We start from the raw sequence: 22,583 nt of genomic DNA on the forward strand, positions 1-22,583 counted from the left end.
CCTTTCAGATAGATTATGTCCAGTCGGGGAGGAGGTGTGGGTTAATGAAAGAAATAAGGACGAAATCTGTTATCAGAGACATTAAGGTACTGGATAAAGCTTCGGATGTATCGCACAGGATGAAAGACGCCTATATCCGTACAAAGGAGCAGACGGAGCAAAACGGGCATAACGAAGACAGTAACTATGTGGATAAGGCAGTGAGTGGAGTAAAAGACGGTACGGAAACAGTTGCTCAAAAAGCGCTAACTGTGGGAGAACACGGTAAAAACGCGGTGTGGAAAATCAAGGAAAGGCGGGCAGGCGGGACGGGTACTTCTAATACTATTACTCGCAGGGATCAGTCGGGGCATACCTCCTATCCCGGCGCTAACGTTCCAAAATCAAAACAGAGATATGTTCAGGGCAAAGCAACTTTAACGGCAAAGCAAACGGCTGAAAGAAAAGCTGCTCAAACCTTCCAAAATTCAGTTTTTCAACCCGCAGAAAAAGCAGCATTGCAGGTCGGCAAAATTCACGGCCAAACGGGACGCAGGATCAAACAATTTGCCAGAGAGCGTAGTATAACCGTAAAGCAAGCGACTAAAGGCACGGTAAAAACGGCGCAGAGAAGAGTTAAGACCATCGAACGTAGTGCTGCCACAGCCATTAAGACCTCACGGTCAGCAGCCAAAAACACCGTTAAGACCGCCCAAACCGCTAAAAGGGCTACGCAGGCAACGCATGCGGCAACAAGAGTGGCGGCTGTCTCAGCAAAAGCGGCGGTAAAAGCAATGCAGACCACAATTAAAGCAATCATTGCGGCGTTGAAGAGCCTGCTTGCAATGATTGCCGCAGGCGGCTGGGCAACGATTGTTATCATCCTGCTGATATGCCTGGTAGGGCTCATGTCAGAGTCAGTTTTCGGGGTTTTCTTTTCCAATGAAGACACCGGTAAGAATACGCCGGTTATGACAGAGGCCGTCAGCCAACTGAACGGAGAATTTGCGACAAAACTTAATCAGATAGAGAAGAAAAACCCGCATGACACGCTGGATTTATCCAACAACGATAATAGCAATATGGTCAGTAACTGGCGGGACATCCTTGCGGTTTACGCGGTAAAAGTGGCCTCTGATCCGGAAAACGGCATTGAAGTTGCCACCCTTGACGACACAAAAGTTGGGATCTTGTGGAATATTTTTTGGGATATGAACAAAATCGACTACTGGCTAGAAACGATTGAGCATGAGGGAACGGCAACCACCATAGACAAGGACGGTAACACAAGCGAAGAAACGGTTACCAGCACCGAGACAGTCTTGCATATTCATGTCACCTCTAAATTTTATTCGAACATGATCGTCGAATACAATTTCAATCCGCAGCAAGTGGGAATGTTGAACGAGCTTATGCAGGATAAATACCAGCAGCTATTTATGAGGCTTATCGGCAGCTATACGGATATTACCCTTTCCCCGCAGGAAATTGCGGCTATTACGCAAAACCTGCCGGAAGATTTGGATGAACAACGGAAAAATACTGTGCTGGCTGCTTATTCCCTTCTCGGCAAAGTAAACTATTTTTGGGGCGGCAAATCCACAGTTATCGGCTGGGACAGCCGGTGGGGAACACTTACCAAGGTAACAGCCGAGGGAAGTCCTACCACCGGAACAGTACGGCCTTTCGGATTGGACTGCTCGGGCTATGTGGCATGGGTGTTTGCCAATGCTACGGAAAATTCAGATATCGCGGATAGAATCGGATTCGGTACCTCCAGTCAGTATACTGCATGTACTGCGGTAAGTTGGAATCAGGCACAGCCGGGAGATCTGGCGTTTTATTCCGATTTAAGCCATGTGGGCATTGTTGTAGGCAAGGAAAATGGAAATCTGTTGATTGCCAATTGCAATGCCGGAGAGAACAATGTAGTGGTAACCAGTGTTTCGGGCTCAAGTTCATCAGGCTTCTATATGATTGTCAGACCTAAGTTTTTTGAATAGTTTTACCCGAAAATAAGGGTATTTTTGCTTTGATGGATTTGACGAATAATCAGCGGATGAACAAAGCTATCTCCTTGTCTTGATAGTAAAGGCGGTGATTATCACGAATTGCCAATCAAAAAGTTCAGCCTGTTTTCTGGACAATATTTTGTCCGGTAGGATAAAAACAGAAATAGCTTTTCAGCCAATTTGGGATTTGCAGAAAATGAAGGTATTCGGTTTTGAAGCATTAGCTCGATGGGAAAATCTTAGGCCGGATAAAGTTTTTTTTGAGGCTGCCCAAAATAATTTAGTGCTGGAATTGGAAACTTTGATTTTGGCGGAAATATGCCGGATCGGAAAAAGTACAAAAGGAAAGACGTTTATTAACGTTCATCCAAGCTTGCCCGATCCTTATTTTTGGGAGTGTTTAAAAGGTCAAAATGTAATTTTAGAAATAACGGAATCGGAAACAATTTGCTTTCCAGCTTTAAATGTCCTTAGAGACTTAGGTTTTATTTTGGCTTTAGATGATTTTGGTACCGGTTCGGCAACATTAGAATCTTTGTGCCTTGTCGAGCCTGAGTATATAAAGCTTGATAAAAGTCTCATCCAATCAAAGAATGTGGTAAGCCGGGATAGCCTGATAACGGCTTTTGTTGGACATGCCACAAGACTGAATACCAAGGTGATAGTTGAAGGCATAGAAAACCGTGAACAATTGCAGGCTGCAAGGATAAACGGTTCTCACTACGGACAAGGTTATTTCCTCGGAAAACCTGAAATTATTTGTTGAAGGTGATAATAAATTAAGGAGTGGTTTTTTTGAGAAGAATATTATTTATTTTAGGTTTGGTTATCGCTTTAGGGAGCGGCATAGGCCTTTATTTTTATATGGATTATGCAAAAGGTTTGATTCCTGTGGTTTATGCCGCCACAAATATTACTGAAGATACCGTTATAAGCGCACAACAATTGAAAGTTAAAAGTGTTCCAAGGGAAAGTGTGCCTTCAGGAGTTGCAGCAAGTATCAACCAGGTAGTAAATAAGTCTCTTAATTGGCCTTTAAAAGAAGGCGATCCGGTGCGGTTGGATAAAATAGAACAAAACACAAAGGCGGAGATTGAAAATTCGAGATTAATCGCCTTCAAAACAGATTACAACGGATCCATTGCCGGCCTTGCTAAATACGGACAAACCGTTGACCTTGTTTTAACTCTTGACCCAAAACAAACGGGTAATTTATCGCTTGCCGGATATATTGTCACTGATTTATTTATTGAAGCGACTGCTGATTCATCGGGGAAGATATTATCTTCTGCAGATATCCCGAATTTAAATAAATCAGCATCTGTTGTGAGTTTATCAGGCAGTGAGCAAACAACCGGTATCCCGACAGAAATAATAGCAAAGGTTACGCCTAAACAGTTTTTAGTAATAAAACAAGCCGAAACAATGGGAACTATTTCGTTGGGGCAGCGCGATAAGAATGCCAAGAATCTATACAATATAAACGATGTTATCGAAAATTCACAGATGAATATTGGCAAAGATTTTATTGTTTCATTGCTTCAGCTTCAAAAGTAAGAGTTATTGGAGGAAATCTTATGGTTGATGAAAATAAAGCGGTTAATGAGCAGGCGAAGAAAATAATCGCCTTATGGAGTGTCTGCAGTGTTGGAAAGTCGACGCTTGCATGCAATTTGGCCCGGAAACTGGCAAAGGAAACAAACTTAAAAATAGGGTTGTTGGATTTTTCGCTAATAACGCCCTGCCTCCACTTATTTTTAGATCTGGAAGATAAAGAAAGCTCAATTGAATATATCCTTAAGTCCTGGCAGGATAATTATTCTTATCACGATTTGCTTAAGGAAAACGCCCACATAACGAAGAACCTTCCAAATTTATTATGTTGGACGGGATTAATTAAAAACCCCCAATTAATTGATAAGCTGGGAGATATTCAAGCCCGTACAATAATATACGAGTTATTCGATCTCGTAGATATTCTTTTTATTGACGTCCAAAGCGATACGCTGCTTATTTCCACCGACGCAGCGCTGAAAACAGCAACAGATGTGTTGGTCGTTGTAGACCAGAACAGAAACACGATTGAGAACACTGCTAAATGGCTTAATAATTTACATGCCCGAAATATGGATATGAATAAATTCCAATTAATCATCAACCAATATTCCAATAAAGCAGTGTACACGAAAAATAAAATTGAGGGCAATCTTTCGCTGCCCCTGCTTGGAACAGTACCGGGCGTTTCCAAGGTGAATTATGATAACTCCACTGTCTCGCTGGTTCCCTTATTAAAATACGGTAAATTTGATAAAGCAATTGAAAATATTCTGCTGCGGCTTCATTTAACTAAAGCCGTAAAAAAACGACGTATATTGCGGGATTCGAATTGGAGGATATTTAAATGAGAATCAGTTCAGTTAAAGCTGTTGAACAAAAAGCGTATGACACAGAAAGCAAAAATCATCTATATCAAACAACAAGTATTATTCAGACAATATTAACTGAAAACCACCCTAAATTGCTTAACGATGCTATTTATGGGGTAGGTGAATGTCAAAAACAAATCCGCAATGTTATAAAAGATATTATTCGTCATGAGAAACTCGATGTACCCGATATGAGTATCGATGAAATTGCTTGGGAGGTATATAAATACATCATTGGGTATGATGTTATCCATGACCTTCTTCTTGATGCTGAGATAACAGAAATATGCGTAAATGGTCCGTATCAAATCACGTATAAAAAGAATGGAATCAGGTATTTAGCAAAGGATATTAAGTTTACAGATCTGGCTCATCTTGAAAAAATAACAGAACGCATCTTGCTCACCTGCCACTCAGAAGCTAATGAGGGCAGCCCTATGGTGGATAATGCTTGGCTTCCGGATCGAAGCAGGGTTGTAATTAATAAAAGCTCGATCGTCCCTAGCCACGGAATTACATTAAATATCCGGAGATTTAGGGATAAAAACTTTTCCTTGGAAGAACTTGAAAAGATCGGGACGTTAAAAATAGCTGAAAAAAGCAGATCTCTAAATTCTCTAAATAAAGAGCGTGAAGTGATCAAAAGTATTCCAAGCAAAGAACATTCTTATCGACAGCTTGATTTTATTCGGGATGTTGTAAGAGCGGGCGCTACTATCATAGTCAGCGGCGGGACTCACACCGGAAAAACAACTTTGATTCGTACCTTGGCCTCAATTTTTCAAGATCTTATTCCGGATGAAAATGTTCCTGGCGATCCCGAAAGCGGTTTGCGAATAATAACTATCGAAAATGGCCCGGAGCTGCAGCTGGTAAAATACTACCCTGGTCTTGAGGTAGTTGAAATGCTTGAACGCGACACAAAATACAATCCTTTAGGGGTAGAGGAAATCTACCCGCAGGTTATGAGAATGGACCCGGATGTAATTTTGGTTGGTGAAATCCGTTTTCCGATTGAGGCAATGTATACTTTGCGGGCCATGCGATCCGGTCACGCCAATACAATGGCCTCAATTCATACCTATGACGCTGAATCATGCTGTCAGGAATTAAGAACCAAGGTTCAAGCTATCTCCAATGTCAGTGACAAGGTAATTAACACAGAAATCGTCACGGCAGTGGATATTATTATCCAGTTAGGGATAGTGGATAGAAAAATTGAAATTACCCAAGTCGCTGAATTAGATCTGGATTCGGAGTGTAATATTGTTATTAAAGATATTTTTAAAAGAGATAGCGACGGGAAAATGATCTTTAACCTCATAAGCAAAAAACTTGCAACTCGTCTTATGGCCAAGGGCAGAAAAAATGCAAGTGATGTTAAGAGGTGGTTGGTATGACGCTTGTTCTTTGTTATGGAATAAGCATCGGGCTTTTATTGTCTGTCATTGTATGGTTTCTCGGGAAAAAAGAAAAGAAGCAAATATCAGGTTTCATAAATGAAAGGATATACTATTTGCAAGACAAAGTTAAAAATAACAACAGGATAAGTAATTTTGTGAGATATTACAATAAAAAAATCTACATTACAAATTTGAAGTTGAGCTTAAAAGCTCTTTTTTTTATTAGTATAGGGTTTTGTTTCATTTCTTTTTTCCTCTCAATAGTGATTCTTTCGGAAAAAATTCCGAATCCCACCTACCAGAATCCGGGAGCTGTAATCGTAAGCCATAATATTTTTGGGATTGTTATTTTTATGATTGTTGGCTTCATGATCCCCTGGGTATTGTTAAATTTAATCTATCACAGTACGCGAAGAATGTTAAATAAACAGGCCTTGAACACTTTCAATCTTATATTAAACAATTATATCGTGCGCAATAATCTTGAAGCTGCAACCTGGGATTCAATTGCTGCCATGCCTTCTCAAATGCGGTCTTTGTTTAGCCGAATCCAGTCCCGGGTCAATAATGGAGAAGAATTCGATACGGTTGTCTATAAAATATCGATACTTCTAAAACTGCAGTCTTTCAGGGACTTTTACAACGTCATCGTTTCTTCTAGGCTGGCCGGGGGTAACACAGAAGACCTTTTATACAGGCTTACAGATAAAATCAGATCAAGAAAAAACAGGGCACAATCAATTAAAGAGGATCTTAATCCGCTAATCTCGAAAGCTGTGGCTTTTACGCTGGTAATGATTCTTACGTATTTAGGCGTAAGTCTTGTTTGGCCAGATTCAATAGCCCTGGTAAAACAATCCTCAATAGGACACCTTTATATCAACTCCATAATAATCTCCATTTTAATTGAGACTGCTCTATTGCTGAAATTTTTATCAATGGAGGATTAAGTGAGTATGAATACATTATTGATTTGTTCTATAGGAATTTCACTGGGTTTGTTACTGCTTTTTGCGGCGTTTTTTATTAAGACCAACCGCAAGGAGTCTAAGAGAATAAATTCTCTTCGCACTGCTGTGCTTTCATATAGGCAAGCCCAGGATACTTCTTTAGAAAAACTTCGCAAAAAGATGTCAAATTATATCTCTAAATTATTAAGCAAAAAGCCGGGGCATAATCGTTCGGCGAACATGCTGGAAATACTCAAACAGCCTGGAAAACCAATGCCGATAGGTTATGCGGAATATAAGACTTTTAAAAATTTATCCCCTTTCATATTTGCAGTCTTATTTGGCTTTGCAGGCTTTTCCACGAAAGACTTGATGATGGCAATAGGGTTGATCTGTGTAGGCTTTTTTGTGGGGAACATAGCGCCCACAGCCATACTTGCGTATTTTTACAACCAGTACAAAAATGCCCTCATCAATGAGTTGTCGGAAATCATGGCCTATATTGTTGATTTGAGAAAAGCGGGACAAACCATAGCCGATTCTATTCGCGGGGCCTTATTCGCGACCAATAAATTGCGGCCTCACTTGGAGAAACTTTTGCAGGATATGTCTATAACAGGGCCAAAACCGGCGCTTGCCAAATTGAGTAAAGAAACTGATATCGATGAATTGAAAAATCTCGCGGATATTTTAATGCAATCTATCACCATTGATAGTTCTAATATGGTTGCATATATGGCAAGCCGGTCACGGGACATTGAATATATTGAGGGGTTAAAAGAAATAAGGCGGTATAAAAACAAAAAAATGCTTGTCGAAGCCTTGACTGCAATCCCATTTGTTATGATCCCTCTCATAATTCTTGTCCCGCTGCTATACCAGGCCAATCAAAGCCTTGGCCAAATAATGTAGGAGGTGGCAATATGTGAAAAAAATTGTCTGCGGTCTGGCAACAGTGCTGCGTGATGAAAGGGGGGATCTTGTTCAAAATATCGTATTGCTGTTAGGGGGCATTCTGGCAACGATAGGCATTGCAGTAATTCTTTACAATACAATAACAGCCAAAATAGCAAATGACTCAGCCGGAATGAGCAAACTTAATTAAGAAGGGGGGGTTATTTTTTTATGGGAAATTTTCTAAAAAACCTTTACAAAGATGAAGGCGGAGATCTTGTTCAAAATATTATTTGGATATTCGGCGGTGTTCTGGCTACGGTGGGAGCTGTATCGGTGCTGTTTGTCACGATCCGGGGCAAACTCACAAGTATGAATACCAGTATAACGAATATCACTACTCCTTAATTAAAATATTCCTCACTGTGAGGAGGAAAGGAGACGGCGGATAGTATATGTTCAGACGTATGCTATCCGCTTAAAATAATGCTTAAATTACTAAAAAAAACAATAGAAAACCCTGATAATGAACGGGGATCTACCTTGATTGAGTTCTTAATTGTTTTTGCATTATGGATGGCGATATTCTTCACATTCATATCGATGTTTTTCCTTAACAATCTGCAGGGCTCAATGGTTAATGCCGTGAATCTCGGGTTGGAAAGGGCTGCTATTGTTGGAGGAACTACGACAGAGGTCCGAAATCTAATTAAAGATCAACTGAAACACACCGGCGTCGATACTAGTTTATTTACGATTACAGGGTCGGGCAGTGATGTAAGCCGCACTGCTTATGGACAATATATAACAATTTCGATAACCGGACCCCGAAAGTTTACTGATTGGTCAAGTGGGCATCCGGTTTCCAAATCGGAGACGGTTACAGTAACCAAAACGATCATGAGTCAATATTTGCCTTAAATGAGGGTGTTTATGAAGAAGATATATAAAATAATAAAAGACGACCGGGGTTCAACTTTAATTGAACTGCTGATTTTTTTGGGCATTTCTCTTGTCCTTATTGGCTGGGCGACGGATTACTACCATGCCATAAACATAAAACGGGGAATAACAGACAGTATAAAATTTGCCGCTTTAGCGGCCAGCCAGCAAACCGATCAGGCAAAATTAAACCAAGGTATTTTGGCTATAGACTCAACGCAAGCGGATGTTGTTTTTTTAGATATGTTAAAGAAAAATTTATCTTTAGACAATGACCTGAATCCACTTCCTGGATCACCGGTTATTTATGTAAATAAAGCAACGCTTTATTATCAAACCTATAATTCTGATGTTTTGCCGGCAGTAAGCCCGATAGACAGCCACGCTATCACTGAGCCGTCTTATGTTGTTTATATTGAAGTCAGAGTAAGTCGCGGCTTAACACAAATCGTCAATTCAACCCCTTATTGGACGATTAAAGTAGCGAAAGACGCTGCATTAAAAATCTCACCATAATTTGAAATGTAAGGAATGATTAAATATATGGTTAATTATTTAGCATTACTGGCACCTTTAACTATGTTGTTAATTTGTGTTGTGACGGATTGGCGGAAGCGGAAAATATATAATTGGGTGACAACACCCGGGTTTTTTCTCGGGATAATCCATGTAATATGCGCCAAAACATATTCCGTAAATTATTGCGTTTCTTTCTTTTTCCTTTTCTTAATTCTCTTGTTAGTCTATTCCCACGGGGCAATGAGGGGAGGAGATGTTAAATTGCTGTCGGCTCTGAGCCTGTTTTTAACACCCGGAGCCTTCTTCTTTAATTTAGCGCTCTTTATGTTTTCAGCCTTCTTTTATTTCTTTTTTCAAACTGTACGGGTTAAAGGTTTATCCCGAACTATTAATGATGTGAAAACAGATTCCCTTGTTTTGATCGCTATCGGAGAAAACAACAATTCTTTTGCAAATGGCGTAAAAAGCAGATTTTTTCCCGGTGGCGGTGCCGCTTTGATCTCATTATGCTATATAGTTACTTCATTCTTGTTTTGGTATTAAAGTTATTTTTACGAGTATTCCTAAATGAAAGAAATAGAGGTTTTGTTATCATAAGTGCCCACCTTGAAAAAAAGTCCTATTTTTGGGGCCACCATAGCTATTATCCTTATTATCTAAATCTGAAACAATAACTGTTACCCATGTTCTTTTACCAATGCTTTGACCAAATAAAGAACACCATGAAGCATAAAGCATATTTCCAGAAGCGCGTTTAACAGCCTTAGTTATTACCTCCTTAGGCCATACACGCACATCATCACCTGACTTTATATTTAATAAGGCTAAACGCTTTCCAGATAGTTTTTCTTTTATTTCGTCAGCAATCTCATAATTTTCTTTTTCATATTCACTTTTTAGAACTTTAAATGTTATTATTTCCGCTGTTCCAGATTTAGAAAATGCATAAAGTGGGCCATCATACCACGGCACGTGATCTTTGCTTATTATTACTTCATCAAATGCTTCAACCAAAAACGAAATTGCATACGATACTGGGTCAACTATTTTCTCATCTTCCCAATATTCATTTTCAAGAATCAAAAAAATGTCCGCTTCATTTTTAATTTGATTAACTGCCAATTGATCTCGTAATGAGGCTTTTGGGGTAATAACCGTAATAAAGGTATGGCTATTACGGCATAGGCGGATTAATTCAATTGCATTGGTTATCTCATCACTCTTTTGAAAACAAGAGACAATATACATGTTTTTTATTTCCTTCAAAAGAGGGAGCAATTTTGTAAATGGTTTAGATATATCAATAATTTTCTTTGAGGGGCTGCTAATATTTTCAGGGTTAAACAAAGCATAGTTACCAAACTGGCATATACCAAAATCATCACTAACATTAACTTCGTACATTAATTTACCCCCCGCTCGCTTGGTGAAATATTTTTATATTTTCCATATAATCTCATCAAATAGCTTGAATATAATCCGTCAATTCATCGTAATCCTTTAAGGCAAATACTTTTACTTCATAATCGTTGTGAACTGATAAATCATATATTCTATTTTTCATTTTCTTGTTGGTTAACAGTAGAAAGTCACCTTCATGAATAAGTATTCTCCTTATATCCTTGTAAAGTCCTTGATTATCGCTTGCCCTAATTCTTATAATTAATTATATACAGCATTAACAGGGCGGCTGGCAAAACACCTTCACGCAACCCTATATTGCCGATCTCTATAATGTCCCGTTCCAGCTCTTTTTCGTTTTTAGGATTTTTACGGCTTTTTTGCTCTTCCAGTTTTTTTCTTACGATTGCACATAGCCGGGTCGCTTCAAACTGTGGAATGGAGTTTACTTCGTCAATAATTTTCTTCTTAGGAACTGGGTCAAATGACAATGCATTGAACACCTCGATGAACTTATCCACTTCGGAGTTATCCGGTATGGGATAGGAGTAATTGTATATTTTCCTTTCAGCGTCTAACGATTTCCATAAATCCCTGACGGGCAATGGTTCATAGGGTTTGGTGACGGGGATGACTTTATTTGTTTCGGAAAAATAGTAAAACCAGATCTTCTCCAATTTGCTTTCGTTTATGCACCTAAATATATGGCTATCATTATTCGGGGATAGGCCGATAATATGTAGCTCTCCGTCTAGGTTTGAGAGCGTTTCAAAATGATAATCCGTGCCTACCTTCAGATTAGGGTTCTGAACGTACGTGTTAACGAACTGGAAAGCATATTCGTCCTTTGCCCTCAGAAGTGCAGTTTGCTTTTTAAATTCCGCTTCGTCGCGTCTTGATAGCTCAAGCCAGCGATTCATTTCGGTGGTGCCTTTCTTGACATTTAAAGCTCGTTTAATTTTGAGTTCGCCGCTATAATCCAGCAGCGCATTGCAAAAGCAATGCCGGAACTCGTCAATGACAACCAACTGCCCTGCCTGCTGGCGCATATACCCTTCAACAGTGTCGGGGTTTTCACTGTCAGCGGGGACAGAATAGTTGCCGTGTAGATGAAGCACATTCCTACCTGTTAACGCTTCGAGGTTGCAATCATAATTAAGAGAAAAAATATTATCGAATCCAGCAAAAAAACGCTTCACCTTTTTGTTCATATTTTGATGGACGTCAGTAAGCATCCCATCATTATAGATTCCATCAAGGATCATACGCTCAAATCCTTGCTTTGCTGACTGCCACTGATCTTTTATGTCGGCATTCGCAATAAAGAACAACCGGATCAGCAGAAACCAGTCCTCAAGCATAATCTCATAATATTTGGTGACAGGAACGGTATATCTGTCCTTAAAATCCGCAATGGCTTTGCGGTCATCAGAATTGCCGATTCTATCATAATCACCGTTTCGAGCTTTGTTTGCAATATCTACGAAAGCTCTGAAGATGCTCTCAATGCCTTCACCTGAAAGTAGGCCGTCAAACAATGGATTATATTTATTCGCTTTGGCGTTGAACATGATCCTCATTAAGATGAAGTCATTGCAATAGGCCTTACCGCCAAATTGAATATTGATTCCATTGCCGATTAAAACTGATTTCATATAAAAATGACCTTTCTTTCTAATGCAAGTAGCTTTACAAATAATGGTACAACATGAGTCAATCAACATCAACTATTTTCGTCAATTCCGATACTTGCCTAATATCCAGAACGTTCATTAATCTGAGTAAGTAGTAACAGTCTGGATTCGTGTCTCCGCTTTCCCACTTTTGATATGTTCTTAGTGATGCACCAATCCAATCAGCGATCTGTTGCTGTGTTAAGCCCTCTCTCTTTCTTATGTCTTTCAGTGCCTCAAAGTCAAACTCCATCAGTTGAGGACCGACATATAGCTCGTACCAAGCGTCGGAACCATCATCATTTGGTCCCCAACAATTCCGACCTCGGATTAATGTTTTAGGATTTGCTTCAACAAACAGATATCCCTTATGCTTTTCATTGACCTCTGCCCATATGCGAGTGGCGTTTCTAACATCAACACCTATCCATCGCATAATCGGTCTTCCCTTTTCATCGCAAGGGAATGTACCTTCCATCCGGAAAATATTTTTCGTTCTGCCCACGTATTCCCCGATGAACATTTCCTTTAAATCAAAAATGACTGGGGGCAGTTTTTCCTTTTCGAGCAGACTATTATAGGAAATAAAAAAGTGTTGCGGCATTAGGTCCTCTATATCGTATTTTTGTGCTAACTCAAGATAATGCACCCATTGTAAAAGCAGGTCTGCTTGTTCGATGCGCCCACTTTGAATAATGGGGTATTCAAAGATCTCACTCACAGAAATTTTATAATCGTATAATAACTTTTCAAGCGTTTTATAAAAAACTTCAATTTTGTCGCGATAGGATTCTTCATTCCTATTGTTAATATAAAAACTGTTAATATATTGGGACAAGCAACCTACCCTATCTGCGCTTATGTCTGGTTTATAGAAGTAGAATGGAATTCTACGAAGGAATACTTTTTTGGGAATAGGTGGGAATAAGAGACTGTCTCCAATATTTGAGTAATCCTTGCCAAGATATGAAAATATCTCCCGACCAACAACATCATGCCGATTCAGATAATCCAGAAATCTTTCTTGAACACCCTTATTTTGAAAATACTGTAATACAACTTGATTAATTAATTGCTCCATTTCCATTTCCGATTCCTACCTCCCTAAATTCTTATATATATATTGTAATATGAAGAAAATGGGTAGTAAATACGTCAAATGTTTCGTTATACTTTGCTTCTACCTTCTTAAATACCAGTACAACCCTACTCAGTTTTTATTATCTCCCTGCTTGATGGCGTAAACTATGACATATCAAGTGATACTATTTTTATTCAAATGCATCTATAGAAAACGGGCTAGAAAAGATCAAGGGGTGATGTAGTCATTCTGATATAAGTAAGATAGATCTACCAGCCAAAGATTACAGTTGCCGATTCTTAGGCAAATAAGAACGATTTCTAACATTGAAAGTGGACCAGTTTTTTTGGGGGACCCTCAATCATCTGGACCACTATTTTTTTGGTTCAACTTGTGGGGAGGCGATCAAGTTGTAACAACTAATGAAAATCTATGAAATAATGAATATCTAAGAGCAAATTCTATAATTGAAGAGGAGATATGGATATGTTTAAATGGGAACTAGAGGTTTCAGATAACTTAAATCAAAGAACGGAAGGATTCAGCGCGTCGATTGGGATGAGCAAGGAAAGATTTATCAAGCTTGCCATATTGTCTCAACTGGAGGAAATGGAGATGAATATGGACGAACGTCGCAGAACTGCTGACTCGTCGGAGAAAAAAACACTTTCCCAAACCTATATCGAAATAGGCGATGAGGATGTTCCGGTAGGCCCGAAAGGAGGATACGACCATGTTAAAGTTAAGAGTTAAAACATTTTCTATTCTGCTTCTTGTTTTGTCCTTGATTCTTTTTGGATGCAGTTCCAAAAAGACTGAGCCGGTACAAAATGTTCCGGTCCAGCAGGATACCCAGACTCAAAAAGACAATCAAAGCCCGGAAAAAGAGCTTGAGCCGATTAAAGAGGCTGAGCCTGAGCAAGCTCCGCAGCCGGAAGTCAAAACCGAAACAAAAGCTGAACCTAGTGTTCAACCCAAAGCTCAGCCAAAGACTGAGCCGGTTGCGCCAAGTAAGCCGGAGCCGGAGCAGAAACCTCCCGCCAATTCCGGGTTATCTTTGTCTAGCTTGGGGCACCAGGTCGATGTCCAAAATAACGCTGCCAAAACAGACAAAGAAAAAGCCGCTTATGAAGCGGCCGCCCGGTGGCTGGTAGAGTTCAAATCTACCGATTATAAGAAGCTTGAGGCAATGTCGCAAATGCCGGGAAGCAGTTACACAACGGCGAATTTCCAAAATTCGTTGGACAACTTTTTTCCGAATTTCAAATCGGAAAGCATCAAAAACAAGGATACCAGACAAGTGAAGTCTTTATGCCTTGACGATATAAGTTTTAATCAAATCCCCCAATTAAATAATCAGGAAGGGGCTTTTCTGAAGTTAACTATCGTCATCAATGCAGCGCAGAATGGCGGCAACTTTTGGGTAAGCAAATATGAGGAAAGAATTATTTTGCTGCAGGTAAACGGGGTTTGGAAGGTCGATTCTGAAGAAAACACCCAGCTGAAGATGTAGGGAGTATGCTTATGAATTTAATAGCCAAAGATGAATTGTATCAGTTCCGGAAATTCAACAACAAATACGAAAGGGAGCTGCGCAGCTCAGTTTACCAGGAAATTATGCCCGGCATGGGTTCCGGGGAGATTCTGGACGTTATTGCCGGCAATAAAAGCTTGATGTTCTCCATGTCTCTCAAGCAAATAAAAAGGCATAATGAGTATTTTGAGGGCGATATCGATTTCAAAAAGATGGCTGCCGCAGAAAATATTACTTACCCAGATAAAACTACTTTGATCGTAAAAACGACGCATGCCTGCAACTTGCATTGTCCGTATTGTTACGACGTGATGTTCCGCAAGGATCTTGACGCGGAAGGGAACAAAGTCACGCTGGAAGTGGTCAGACAGATTTTAAAAGTGTTCAAAGACGTGAATGTCGGCACCTGGATATGGCACGGCGGGGAGCCTTTGCTGATCGGAAAAGAATTTTATGAAGAAGCAAACGCCATGATTAAGCAGCAATTCAAGAAAGCCAATATTTGCATGCAATCCAATTTGACGCTTATTAACGAGGAGAATGCGGCTGTGCTAAAGAAGTGGAACATCCGGCCGGGGTTCAGTTTCGATGGCTTAACAAATCATTTAACCCGGAAAAATACTAATCGGCTAATGCGGTCCATTGCCACGGCAGATAAAAACGAGGTCTTGGGCGGCGCGATCATGATTATCACGAAAGATAATATTCACCAAATGATTGATGAATATGAATACTTTAAACGCTTAGGCCTGGGCTGCAAGATGAACCTCATCTTTGCGGCCCATAAAAATATGAATTCCTATACTCTGGACGGGAAAATGGTTGCGGAGGAAATCTGCAAATTCTTTGACTATTGGATCTTAGACACTTATAGGCCGGCTGATTCGGATCTGTGCGAGAGATATCTGATGGCCGCATTGGATGCCGGAGGTTCCTGCGCTTTTACGGATTGCGCCGGGAAGGATTACTGGTTTTCAACCCAGCCCGACGGTACGGTTTATCATTGCGGCCGGGACTGGCCGGAGAGTGCCGCCGTGTCTTTCGGGAATATTTTTGAGATGGAATCAGTTGAGGATATCTTAAATCATCCCAACCATAAAAGATGGCGCGAGGGAACCCGGCGGATGCTGCAGCATTGCGGCGATTGTGATTATTTCTTCAGCTGTCATAGCGGCTGCTACAATGACAACATCCAGTATGATTTGACCATGAATAAACCGGAGCCTGAAAATTGTTACACCCATCAGCACGTGATCAGTCATATCATAAGCGTTATTAATGAAATTGATTATGACGATATGCCGAAATATAACCCGAGATTCTTGAACTTTTTATTCAGGCATCAATTCAGAAGCGCCAAGATGATGAAAAATATTTTAGAAGAATCGATTAAACGGATCGAAACTCCTGCTCACGCTGAAAACAAGCTGAAGGAGTTTCTCGTTATTTAAGAGAGGTTGATATTCATGATTAATATCTTTAAGAAAAAACAAAAATTTCCCCCAAAGAATCAGACGCAGGAACTGTATTACTCAGTTCCTTTATTGTTTGATTATGGATATATTCAGGAATTAATAAGGCTTAACAGCCAGGATAAGGCGAAGTATAAAATCCGCTCCGTATATAACAGTTTGCCTGTTACTTCCTATGCAAAATCAGGACATGAACATGGCCGGTCGGTTAATTTGCAGGAAGACAGCGGCAAAATCCGGACTCTGGAAGATTTAAAGCCCTATATCAAAAAGCTTTCCGATAACGGGATAGCGTTCATTTATCTGATGAATAATATCTCAACCGTTTCCCTGTATGACTTTGAATCGAATATTCCCCAACTGAAGCAGTTTGTCGAGCATCTGTCGGATATCGGGGTGAGAAGTATTACTGTCGGGAGCCAGCTTCTTGCCGACTTCCTGAAAGAGGAATTCAGCGGGCTGGCAGTAAACGCTTCAACGATGATGGATATCCGGTCAATTAACCAGGCGAAGTATGTCAGCGAAAATCTAGGGATCGCCAATATCATTCCTGCTTCCGATCTCAATAAAGATTTTACTTTTATTGAATCCTTTAAAAAGCTGCTGCCTGATCTTGGCTTGGAGTTGATGGCCGATGAGGGCTGTATATTTTGTTGTCCGACCAAGAATATTCACTACGCCTTGTTTGGCAAGCAGGAAAACATTCATAAATGCAGTCCGTTATTCCGGGAATTCCCTAAATTCATTTGCGATCAGATAACCTTTAAAAGTCCGGCAATTCAAATGGTGCTGAACAGGATTATTTACCCTTGGGAAATCCCCGATTATGAGAAAATAGGGGTTAATAGTATCAAGCTGGTTGGCAGGGATCACCCCAAGCCGGAATTGGTCAATAAAATAAAGGCCTACATGTTTGGCGTGACCGATCCGGAATATGCCCTGAATGAATTCTATAATACTTACAATTCACGTTTTATGAACAAAGTTTTCCATCCGTACGGGACGCTGAAGATGAAGGAAATATTTGAGTTTTTGCCAAAGCTCGATTATTTCCTGGAAAAAAAGCCCCAATGCGCCGCCCAGTGCGGGGCCACATGCAAGTATTGTTTCAATAATGCGGAACAGATTGAGAATTATGTTGCGGGGAAAGGGCAGGGGGATCCATTGTCCTGCGATGTAGGTGAATGATATGGCAAGAACATTTTCCAGATTGAAAAAATTGCTGTTTGCCTTTCTTTCACTAAGTATCCTTCATACATCAATAACTCAAGACCTGGTTCTTGACAACAATCACCAGGATCAGCCCAAAGCCAAGGAGGGAAAATACTCCAAGGCTTTGGGCCTTAAGTTTTCCTTGCAGCCTGAAAAAGCTTTCGCTTGGGTGGAATGGTCCTGGCCTAACTCCGGATGGACCAATTATGGAAATTACGGCGCTTATACCGATGTCTACAACAATACTTACGGCAATTATGTAAATTGGAACGCCAATTACTCTAATACCGGTGTTTGGGAAAACCATACGCAATGGGAAAATCATACTGAAACATGGAGCCAATATTCTAATTGGACTGCTTATTCTAATTACAGTAACTACAGCAATTATGGTGATTGGGGCGCTTACAGCAATTATTCCAACTATAGCAATTGGAATAATTGGACGCCGCCCCCATCGGTTGTTGCAAGTGTACAGGCCGTCGCATTTCCAAACACAACAATTCAGATTTCAGCAACAACAAACGGGACCACCACTTTCGTCACTGCAACGAATTCTTTAAATTCAACAGTAATTACCTTTACGAATACCGGCGGAAATGCATGGGTTGGATATTTTAATGTACCTGCCGGGACAACCGTTCAGCCGATAACTTTTTATGTTACTGCTAGTAATAGTTCCGGATCGAGTAATGCTATTGCCGTCACAAATGTAAAGCACTTTCAAAATGTAATTACTCGATAAATTAAATCATCATTTCTATTCTTTTCACTGTCCGGAATGTTTTAAAGATATTTTTTTTTACGAGGAGTGTTTCTATGAATATTATGTTAAATAATTACTGCAACTTGAAATGTTCATATTGCTTTGCAAATTGTGATCCGAAAAACAAGGTCAATATTTCCGATGATAATTATCAATATATCATTAATTTTTTAAAAAAATCAGCGCATGTTGATTTAAGGTTGCTTGGGGGGGAGCCGACACTGCATCCGAACTTTGAAAAATGGGTGAATCAAGGAATCGATGATCCATTTTTTCGGAGAATCCAGGTTTTCACCAATGCCATTGCTTTTGATCATGCCTTGAGCCGATCTATAGCGGATAATAAAGTTTCATTCTTAATTAATTTGAATGGGCCTGATGTAATCGGTGAGTATCTATATAATAAGACAATAAGTAATGTAGAAAACCTTGTATTTGAATATCGGAGAAGAAATATCGAACCCCAGGTTACTCTCGGCATTAATATCTTTGAGCCGAATTTTAAATATCAATATATTATTGAGCAAAGCAAAAGGCTAAAACTAAAAACCATCCGATACAGCATTACTGTACCCTCAGATAATAATCAGAAAGGCAGTCTTGAACATTACGAAAGTTTTGTAGCCGGATTAGCTGAGTTTTTAGATGATTGCCATAGAAACGGAATTTCTCCCCATGTTGATTGCAATAATCCGCCCAAGTGTATCTTTACAAATGAGCAGCTTGTAAATTTCATCTACTCGGGTTTTGATCTGATTCACAAGGGGATATGTTCGCCGGTTATGGATATAAGGCCCGACTTGAGCGTCGCCCGATGTTTCGTTTTTGAAGATTATCTGAGTGTGAATATACAAGACTTTAATACCGTTCAAGATGTCAACGATTTTTTTCTGCGTGAGATTGACAGTAAAAGATACAGTAACCCTCCGTTTAAGCAATGCCCCGGATGCAGGTTCTGGGACGAAAAGAAATGTATCGGCGGTTGTTTGGGCTATAGTATCAGGGGAAAATCATCTGCATGCTGTGCCATATAGCTTTCTTTTCTACAATTTTACCATTCAAATATTGACAGTTTAAATTGACATGCGAATAGCTTTATGTTAACTTATAAAAAAAGCTAAACTTGATTATTACCTAAATAAAAGAATTTTATAAAGTTAGTTTCGGTTGGAATGGTTTTACCATTTTCAAGAGAAGCAGGCTCTGGGGTGGGAGGCTAAAGATATATTTGGCTGTCTGCCCTTTAATTATTTATACAGATAACCAAAACTGAATAAGTATATGCGCTGAATCCGTAAGGAACGGGAGACCCAAACAATAGGGGTGAATCCAAAGCGGTTGCTTTGGTAGGGTTAAGCTCTTTCGACCCGAATCCGTCAGCTAATCTCGTAAGCGTTGGAAGAGAAGGTGATTGATATGCTTAATGACACCTTTAGTTAAGGTATATATTATTGGCATACGCTGCAGATACTTCTCTGCAGCTTTTTGTTTTGTATACCACAAATGTTGAGGATGACAATCCTCGATGAGAATCTGAAGGGGGAATTAAATAATATGCAAAGAAATTATAGTGATATACCCTTATATAAAAATGTAACGGAAGAACAATGGCAGGACTGGCAGTGGCAGATTTCCAACAGAATCACAAGGATTGAGCAATTGGAACAGGTGGTCAAGCTTACTCAGGATGAGCGTCAGGGAGTGGCGGTAAGTCTAAAAAAATTACGCATGGCAATAACACCCTATTATTCTACACTTATGGATCCAAATGACGAACATTGCCCGGTAAGACGGCAAGCAATTCCAACGATTCATGAAACCAAAATATCCAAGTTCGACTGTAGTGACCCGCTGCATGAAACAGCCGACTCGCCGGTTCCCGGCCTTACTCACAGATATCCCGATCGTGTGCTGTTGCTTATCACTGATCAGTGTTCAATGTATTGCCGCCACTGTACAAGAAGACGATTTGCCGGGCAAGAGGATAAGGCGCTTTCCCTGGATAATATCAAACGGGCAATCAACTATATTAAAGCGCATAAAGAAGTCAGGGATGTGCTTTTGTCGGGCGGGGATCCATTGTGTCTCTCTGATGACAAGCTGGAAGCAATTATAAAATCAATTCGGGAAATTAAACACGTGGAAATAATTCGCATAGGCACTAGAACACCGGTTGTCATGCCTCAGAGAATCACTGATAAGCTCTGCACAATGCTGAAAAAATACCATCCAATTTGGCTGAATACGCACTTTAACCACCCCAAGGAACTGACAGCTGAGGCCAGGGAGGCCTGCGAAAAATTGATTGACGCAGGAATACCTTTAGGCAACCAGTCGGTGCTTCTAAAAGGCATTAACGATTGTTCGTATATTATGCGCGATTTGGTGCAAAAACTGGTAAGCTCCAGAATCAGACCATATTACCTTTATCAGTGTGACCTTTCAGAAGGAATAGAGCATTTCAGAACTCCGGTTTCCGTGGGAATAGAAATCATGGAAATGCTGCGTGGACATACCTCAGGGTTAGCCATTCCACAGTTTGTTGTGGACGCTCCGGGAGGTGGAGGGAAGATTCCGGTCAATCCACAATACTTGATTTCATATTCTCCTGAAAAGGTTATTCTTAGAAATTTCGAAGGTGTGATTTGCGCGTATACAGAACCAAAGAATAAAACGCACCAGTGCCAAAAATGCGGCACGTGCGGTAAATTCAAGAATAAAGAATCTCGGGGATTAGAAAAGTTATACAGAGATGAACAAGTATGTTTGATCCCAAGTGTAAACGTAAGACTCAACAAGAGGGAGGGCTTCCATGAATATAGAACAAGACGACTGTAAGAATTTTTATACAAACTTTTCGGGTGTGGACATGTACGTGGATTATCGCAATAAAAGGCTTAAAATATTAAGTCATTCTCTTCTGTCTGAGTTGATAATCAAAGAGATTATTGATTATTCCAAAAAAGAAAACCTGGGTAAAATTATTGCGAATTGTCATAAACAAGATCTTAGTATCTTTGAGGAATGCGGATTTGTAGCGGAGGGGATTATCGACGGTTTTTTTCAGGGAGAGGATGCAACCTGTATGTCGTTTTTTCTTGATAAGAAACGGGAAAACTCACTCTATGGGGAGAAAGAAAACAGAATTATTGATTATTGCGTTAAGAATACCAATAAATTCGAGCTGACTAAGAATAAAAACTATACGATGAGGCAGGCCGTTCCGGACGATATTCCCCAGATGATTCAGCTTTTTCAAACGGTATTTGAAACCTATCCAACTCCTATTTTTAGCAGAGAGTATCTTCAAGAAGTCATGCGGGATTATGTATTGTTTATGGTGGCGGAAGAGGGAGCTGGAATTATTAGTATTGCTTCGGCGGTTCTAGATAAACGACACATGAATGCTGAAATAACTGATTGCGCCACTTATCCGAAGTATAGTGGAAAAAACATATTAAGCGAATTAATATTCCAACTGGAAACGCAATTGAAACGTAATGGTTTTGCTACATCATATAGCCTTGCAAGGGCTAATAATCTTGGAATTAATCGGTCATTAAGCAAGCTGGGCTATATGTATCGCGGTAGGCTTATTAACAACTGCAATATTTGCGGCGGTTTTGAAGATATGAATATTTGGGTAAAAATATTAAGCAAGTAAATTATAGGACATTAACCTATCATTGAAACCATCAATAGCTGGCTAATGTCCTTTATTCATAAGTTTTATGATCTATAATGAGGAATTAGCTTGACTACGAAGGTTTGAGCATTACTTAATTTTTGGTATAATTACTATTAAGATATTTCGGTATTTAAGGTAAGTAGGAGGTTTTCTAATGGAAGAATGGAAAAGGCAGATACTTGACGCGGTTAAATCCGGACGTGCAAGTTTAGCAAATGAATATGCCCATGCGGCAATACAAAATCCAGAGAATGAGATTTCTTTTGGGGAATTTATGTGCGGCAAAAAATACTATATGGGGGTTATCGCTAAAAACAATGTTGAGGCTCATTTATTATACCCCGATACGAAGGACCGGCTCGAACTTGGGACGGGCGATGTAATCACAGTTAAATATGGTGATTTATATATAGTAGGTATATTTACGCTTTCAGACGATGAGATCGGAATAAAGACGTTGACGAGTGTGGATTGTCAAGGGGAAGAAGATTTTGTTCAATTACGTAATGGTGGAGCTAACCATGTCGCTTTTCTTTTCCATGTTCCAAAGGATGAGAGATAGCCTGATTTGCGAAAGGATCATATTAAAAGCAAAATACTTAAGATAAATAACTGGACAATTCAGCATAAA

24 protein-coding genes, 1 riboswitch and 1 other annotated feature are annotated in these 22,583 nt (G+C 39.9%); of the genes, 21 read left to right on the top strand and 3 right to left on the bottom strand.

The features are described 5' to 3' along the window. The first annotated feature begins 44 nt into the window (after positions 1-44). The 12 genes from NC238_04335 (at position 45) to NC238_04390 (ending at position 9,668) form a co-directional block, all read left to right on the top strand. Positions 45-1,982, top strand: a complete 1,938-nt coding sequence (locus NC238_04335; protein ID MCM1565186.1) for an NlpC/P60 family protein — start codon at positions 45-47, stop codon at positions 1,980-1,982. A gap of 205 nt (positions 1,983-2,187) precedes the next feature. Then, a complete protein-coding gene (locus tag NC238_04340) occupies positions 2,188-2,757 on the top strand; it encodes an EAL domain-containing protein (GenBank protein ID MCM1565187.1) in 570 nt (189 codons plus the stop codon). A gap of 20 nt (positions 2,758-2,777) precedes the next feature. Next, a complete protein-coding gene (locus NC238_04345; GenBank protein MCM1565188.1) occupies positions 2,778-3,548 on the top strand; it encodes an SAF domain-containing protein in 771 nt (256 codons plus the stop codon). Between the two features lie 20 nt (positions 3,549-3,568). Beyond that, positions 3,569-4,396, top strand: coding sequence for a hypothetical protein (locus NC238_04350; protein MCM1565189.1), 828 nt, complete (start codon positions 3,569-3,571; stop codon positions 4,394-4,396). Further along, the gene (gene tadA / locus NC238_04355) at positions 4,393-5,817 is read left to right on the top strand and encodes a Flp pilus assembly complex ATPase component TadA (GenBank protein ID MCM1565190.1); all 1,425 of its coding nucleotides are present in this window, start codon (positions 4,393-4,395) and stop codon (positions 5,815-5,817) included. The genes NC238_04350 and tadA overlap by 4 nt, the downstream gene beginning before the upstream one ends. A 356-nt stretch (positions 5,818-6,173) precedes the next feature. Beyond that, positions 6,174-6,770, top strand: a complete 597-nt coding sequence (locus NC238_04360) for a hypothetical protein (GenBank protein ID MCM1565191.1) — start codon at positions 6,174-6,176, stop codon at positions 6,768-6,770. A 6-nt stretch (positions 6,771-6,776) separates the two neighbouring features. Continuing rightward, positions 6,777-7,682, top strand: coding sequence for a hypothetical protein (locus NC238_04365; GenBank protein MCM1565192.1), 906 nt, complete (start codon positions 6,777-6,779; stop codon positions 7,680-7,682). Positions 7,683-7,695: 13 nt separating this feature from the next. Beyond that, a complete protein-coding gene (locus NC238_04370; GenBank protein MCM1565193.1) occupies positions 7,696-7,875 on the top strand; it encodes a hypothetical protein in 180 nt (59 codons plus the stop codon). Positions 7,876-7,895: 20 nt separating this feature from the next. Next, positions 7,896-8,072, top strand: a complete 177-nt coding sequence (locus NC238_04375; protein MCM1565194.1) for a hypothetical protein — start codon at positions 7,896-7,898, stop codon at positions 8,070-8,072. Positions 8,073-8,207: 135 nt separating this feature from the next. Next, complete coding sequence (locus NC238_04380; protein ID MCM1565195.1) at positions 8,208-8,585, top strand: hypothetical protein; 378 nt, start codon at positions 8,208-8,210, stop codon at positions 8,583-8,585. Positions 8,586-8,597: 12 nt separating this feature from the next. Further along, positions 8,598-9,122 (top strand): hypothetical protein, encoded by a 525-nt coding sequence (locus NC238_04385; protein MCM1565196.1) that lies wholly within the window; start codon positions 8,598-8,600, stop codon positions 9,120-9,122. Between the two features lie 63 nt (positions 9,123-9,185). Continuing rightward, positions 9,186-9,668: an A24 family peptidase gene (locus NC238_04390; GenBank protein MCM1565197.1), complete on the top strand. Its 483-nt coding sequence runs from the start codon at positions 9,186-9,188 to the stop codon at positions 9,666-9,668. A 48-nt stretch (positions 9,669-9,716) separates the two neighbouring features. Here the strand turns inward: NC238_04390 and NC238_04395 are convergent, their stop codons facing one another. From NC238_04395 to NC238_04405, 3 genes are all read right to left on the bottom strand, one after another. After that, complete coding sequence (locus NC238_04395) at positions 9,717-10,529, bottom strand: hypothetical protein (protein ID MCM1565198.1); 813 nt, start codon at positions 10,527-10,529, stop codon at positions 9,717-9,719. Positions 10,530-10,774: 245 nt separating this feature from the next. Next, positions 10,775-12,181, bottom strand: a complete 1,407-nt coding sequence (locus NC238_04400; GenBank protein ID MCM1565199.1) for a hypothetical protein — start codon at positions 12,179-12,181, stop codon at positions 10,775-10,777. Between the two features lie 58 nt (positions 12,182-12,239). After that, the gene (locus NC238_04405; protein MCM1565200.1) at positions 12,240-13,286 is read right to left on the bottom strand and encodes a helix-turn-helix domain-containing protein; all 1,047 of its coding nucleotides are present in this window, start codon (positions 13,284-13,286) and stop codon (positions 12,240-12,242) included. A 480-nt stretch (positions 13,287-13,766) separates the two neighbouring features. Here NC238_04405 and NC238_04410 point away from each other — a divergent pair, with 480 nt between their 5' ends. The 9 genes from NC238_04410 (at position 13,767) to NC238_04450 (ending at position 22,514) form a co-directional block, all read left to right on the top strand. Then, entirely contained in the window at positions 13,767-14,033 is a 267-nt protein-coding gene (locus NC238_04410; GenBank protein ID MCM1565201.1) for a hypothetical protein, read from the top strand. Next, a complete protein-coding gene (locus NC238_04415) occupies positions 14,014-14,793 on the top strand; it encodes a hypothetical protein (GenBank protein ID MCM1565202.1) in 780 nt (259 codons plus the stop codon). The genes NC238_04410 and NC238_04415 overlap by 20 nt, the downstream gene beginning before the upstream one ends. Positions 14,794-14,804: 11 nt before the next feature. Next, positions 14,805-16,265, top strand: a complete 1,461-nt coding sequence (locus tag NC238_04420) for a radical SAM protein (GenBank protein MCM1565203.1) — start codon at positions 14,805-14,807, stop codon at positions 16,263-16,265. 15 nt (positions 16,266-16,280) lie between these two features. Next, on the top strand, positions 16,281-17,474 hold the full coding sequence (locus NC238_04425; protein ID MCM1565204.1) for a U32 family peptidase: 1,194 nt from the start codon (positions 16,281-16,283) through the stop codon (positions 17,472-17,474). A gap of 1 nt (position 17,475) precedes the next feature. After that, complete coding sequence (locus NC238_04430) at positions 17,476-18,243, top strand: hypothetical protein (protein ID MCM1565205.1); 768 nt, start codon at positions 17,476-17,478, stop codon at positions 18,241-18,243. A gap of 74 nt (positions 18,244-18,317) precedes the next feature. After that, the gene (locus NC238_04435; GenBank protein MCM1565206.1) at positions 18,318-19,298 is read left to right on the top strand and encodes a radical SAM protein; all 981 of its coding nucleotides are present in this window, start codon (positions 18,318-18,320) and stop codon (positions 19,296-19,298) included. A 131-nt stretch (positions 19,299-19,429) separates the two neighbouring features. Next, positions 19,430-19,482 (top strand) — a sequence feature (sodium ion sensor (DUF1646 type); this cis-regulatory element may regulate processes involved in with the transportation of sodium ions). A gap of 56 nt (positions 19,483-19,538) precedes the next feature. Further along, a riboswitch (cyclic di-AMP (ydaO/yuaA leader) is annotated at positions 19,539-19,675 on the top strand. 143 nt (positions 19,676-19,818) lie between these two features. Then, a complete protein-coding gene (gene ablA / locus NC238_04440; protein ID MCM1565207.1) occupies positions 19,819-21,102 on the top strand; it encodes a lysine 2,3-aminomutase in 1,284 nt (427 codons plus the stop codon). Beyond that, positions 21,077-21,928 (top strand): putative beta-lysine N-acetyltransferase, encoded by an 852-nt coding sequence (gene ablB / locus NC238_04445; GenBank protein MCM1565208.1) that lies wholly within the window; start codon positions 21,077-21,079, stop codon positions 21,926-21,928. The genes ablA and ablB overlap by 26 nt, the downstream gene beginning before the upstream one ends. Positions 21,929-22,106: 178 nt before the next feature. Next, positions 22,107-22,514 carry a hypothetical protein gene (locus NC238_04450; GenBank protein MCM1565209.1) on the top strand — a complete coding sequence of 136 codons (408 nt, stop codon included), beginning with the start codon at positions 22,107-22,109 and terminating at the stop codon, positions 22,512-22,514. Positions 22,515-22,583 lie beyond the last annotated feature (69 nt).

The sequence above is a fragment of the Dehalobacter sp. genome, assembly GCA_023667845.1.
Taxonomy (GTDB): domain Bacteria; phylum Bacillota; class Desulfitobacteriia; order Desulfitobacteriales; family Syntrophobotulaceae; genus Dehalobacter.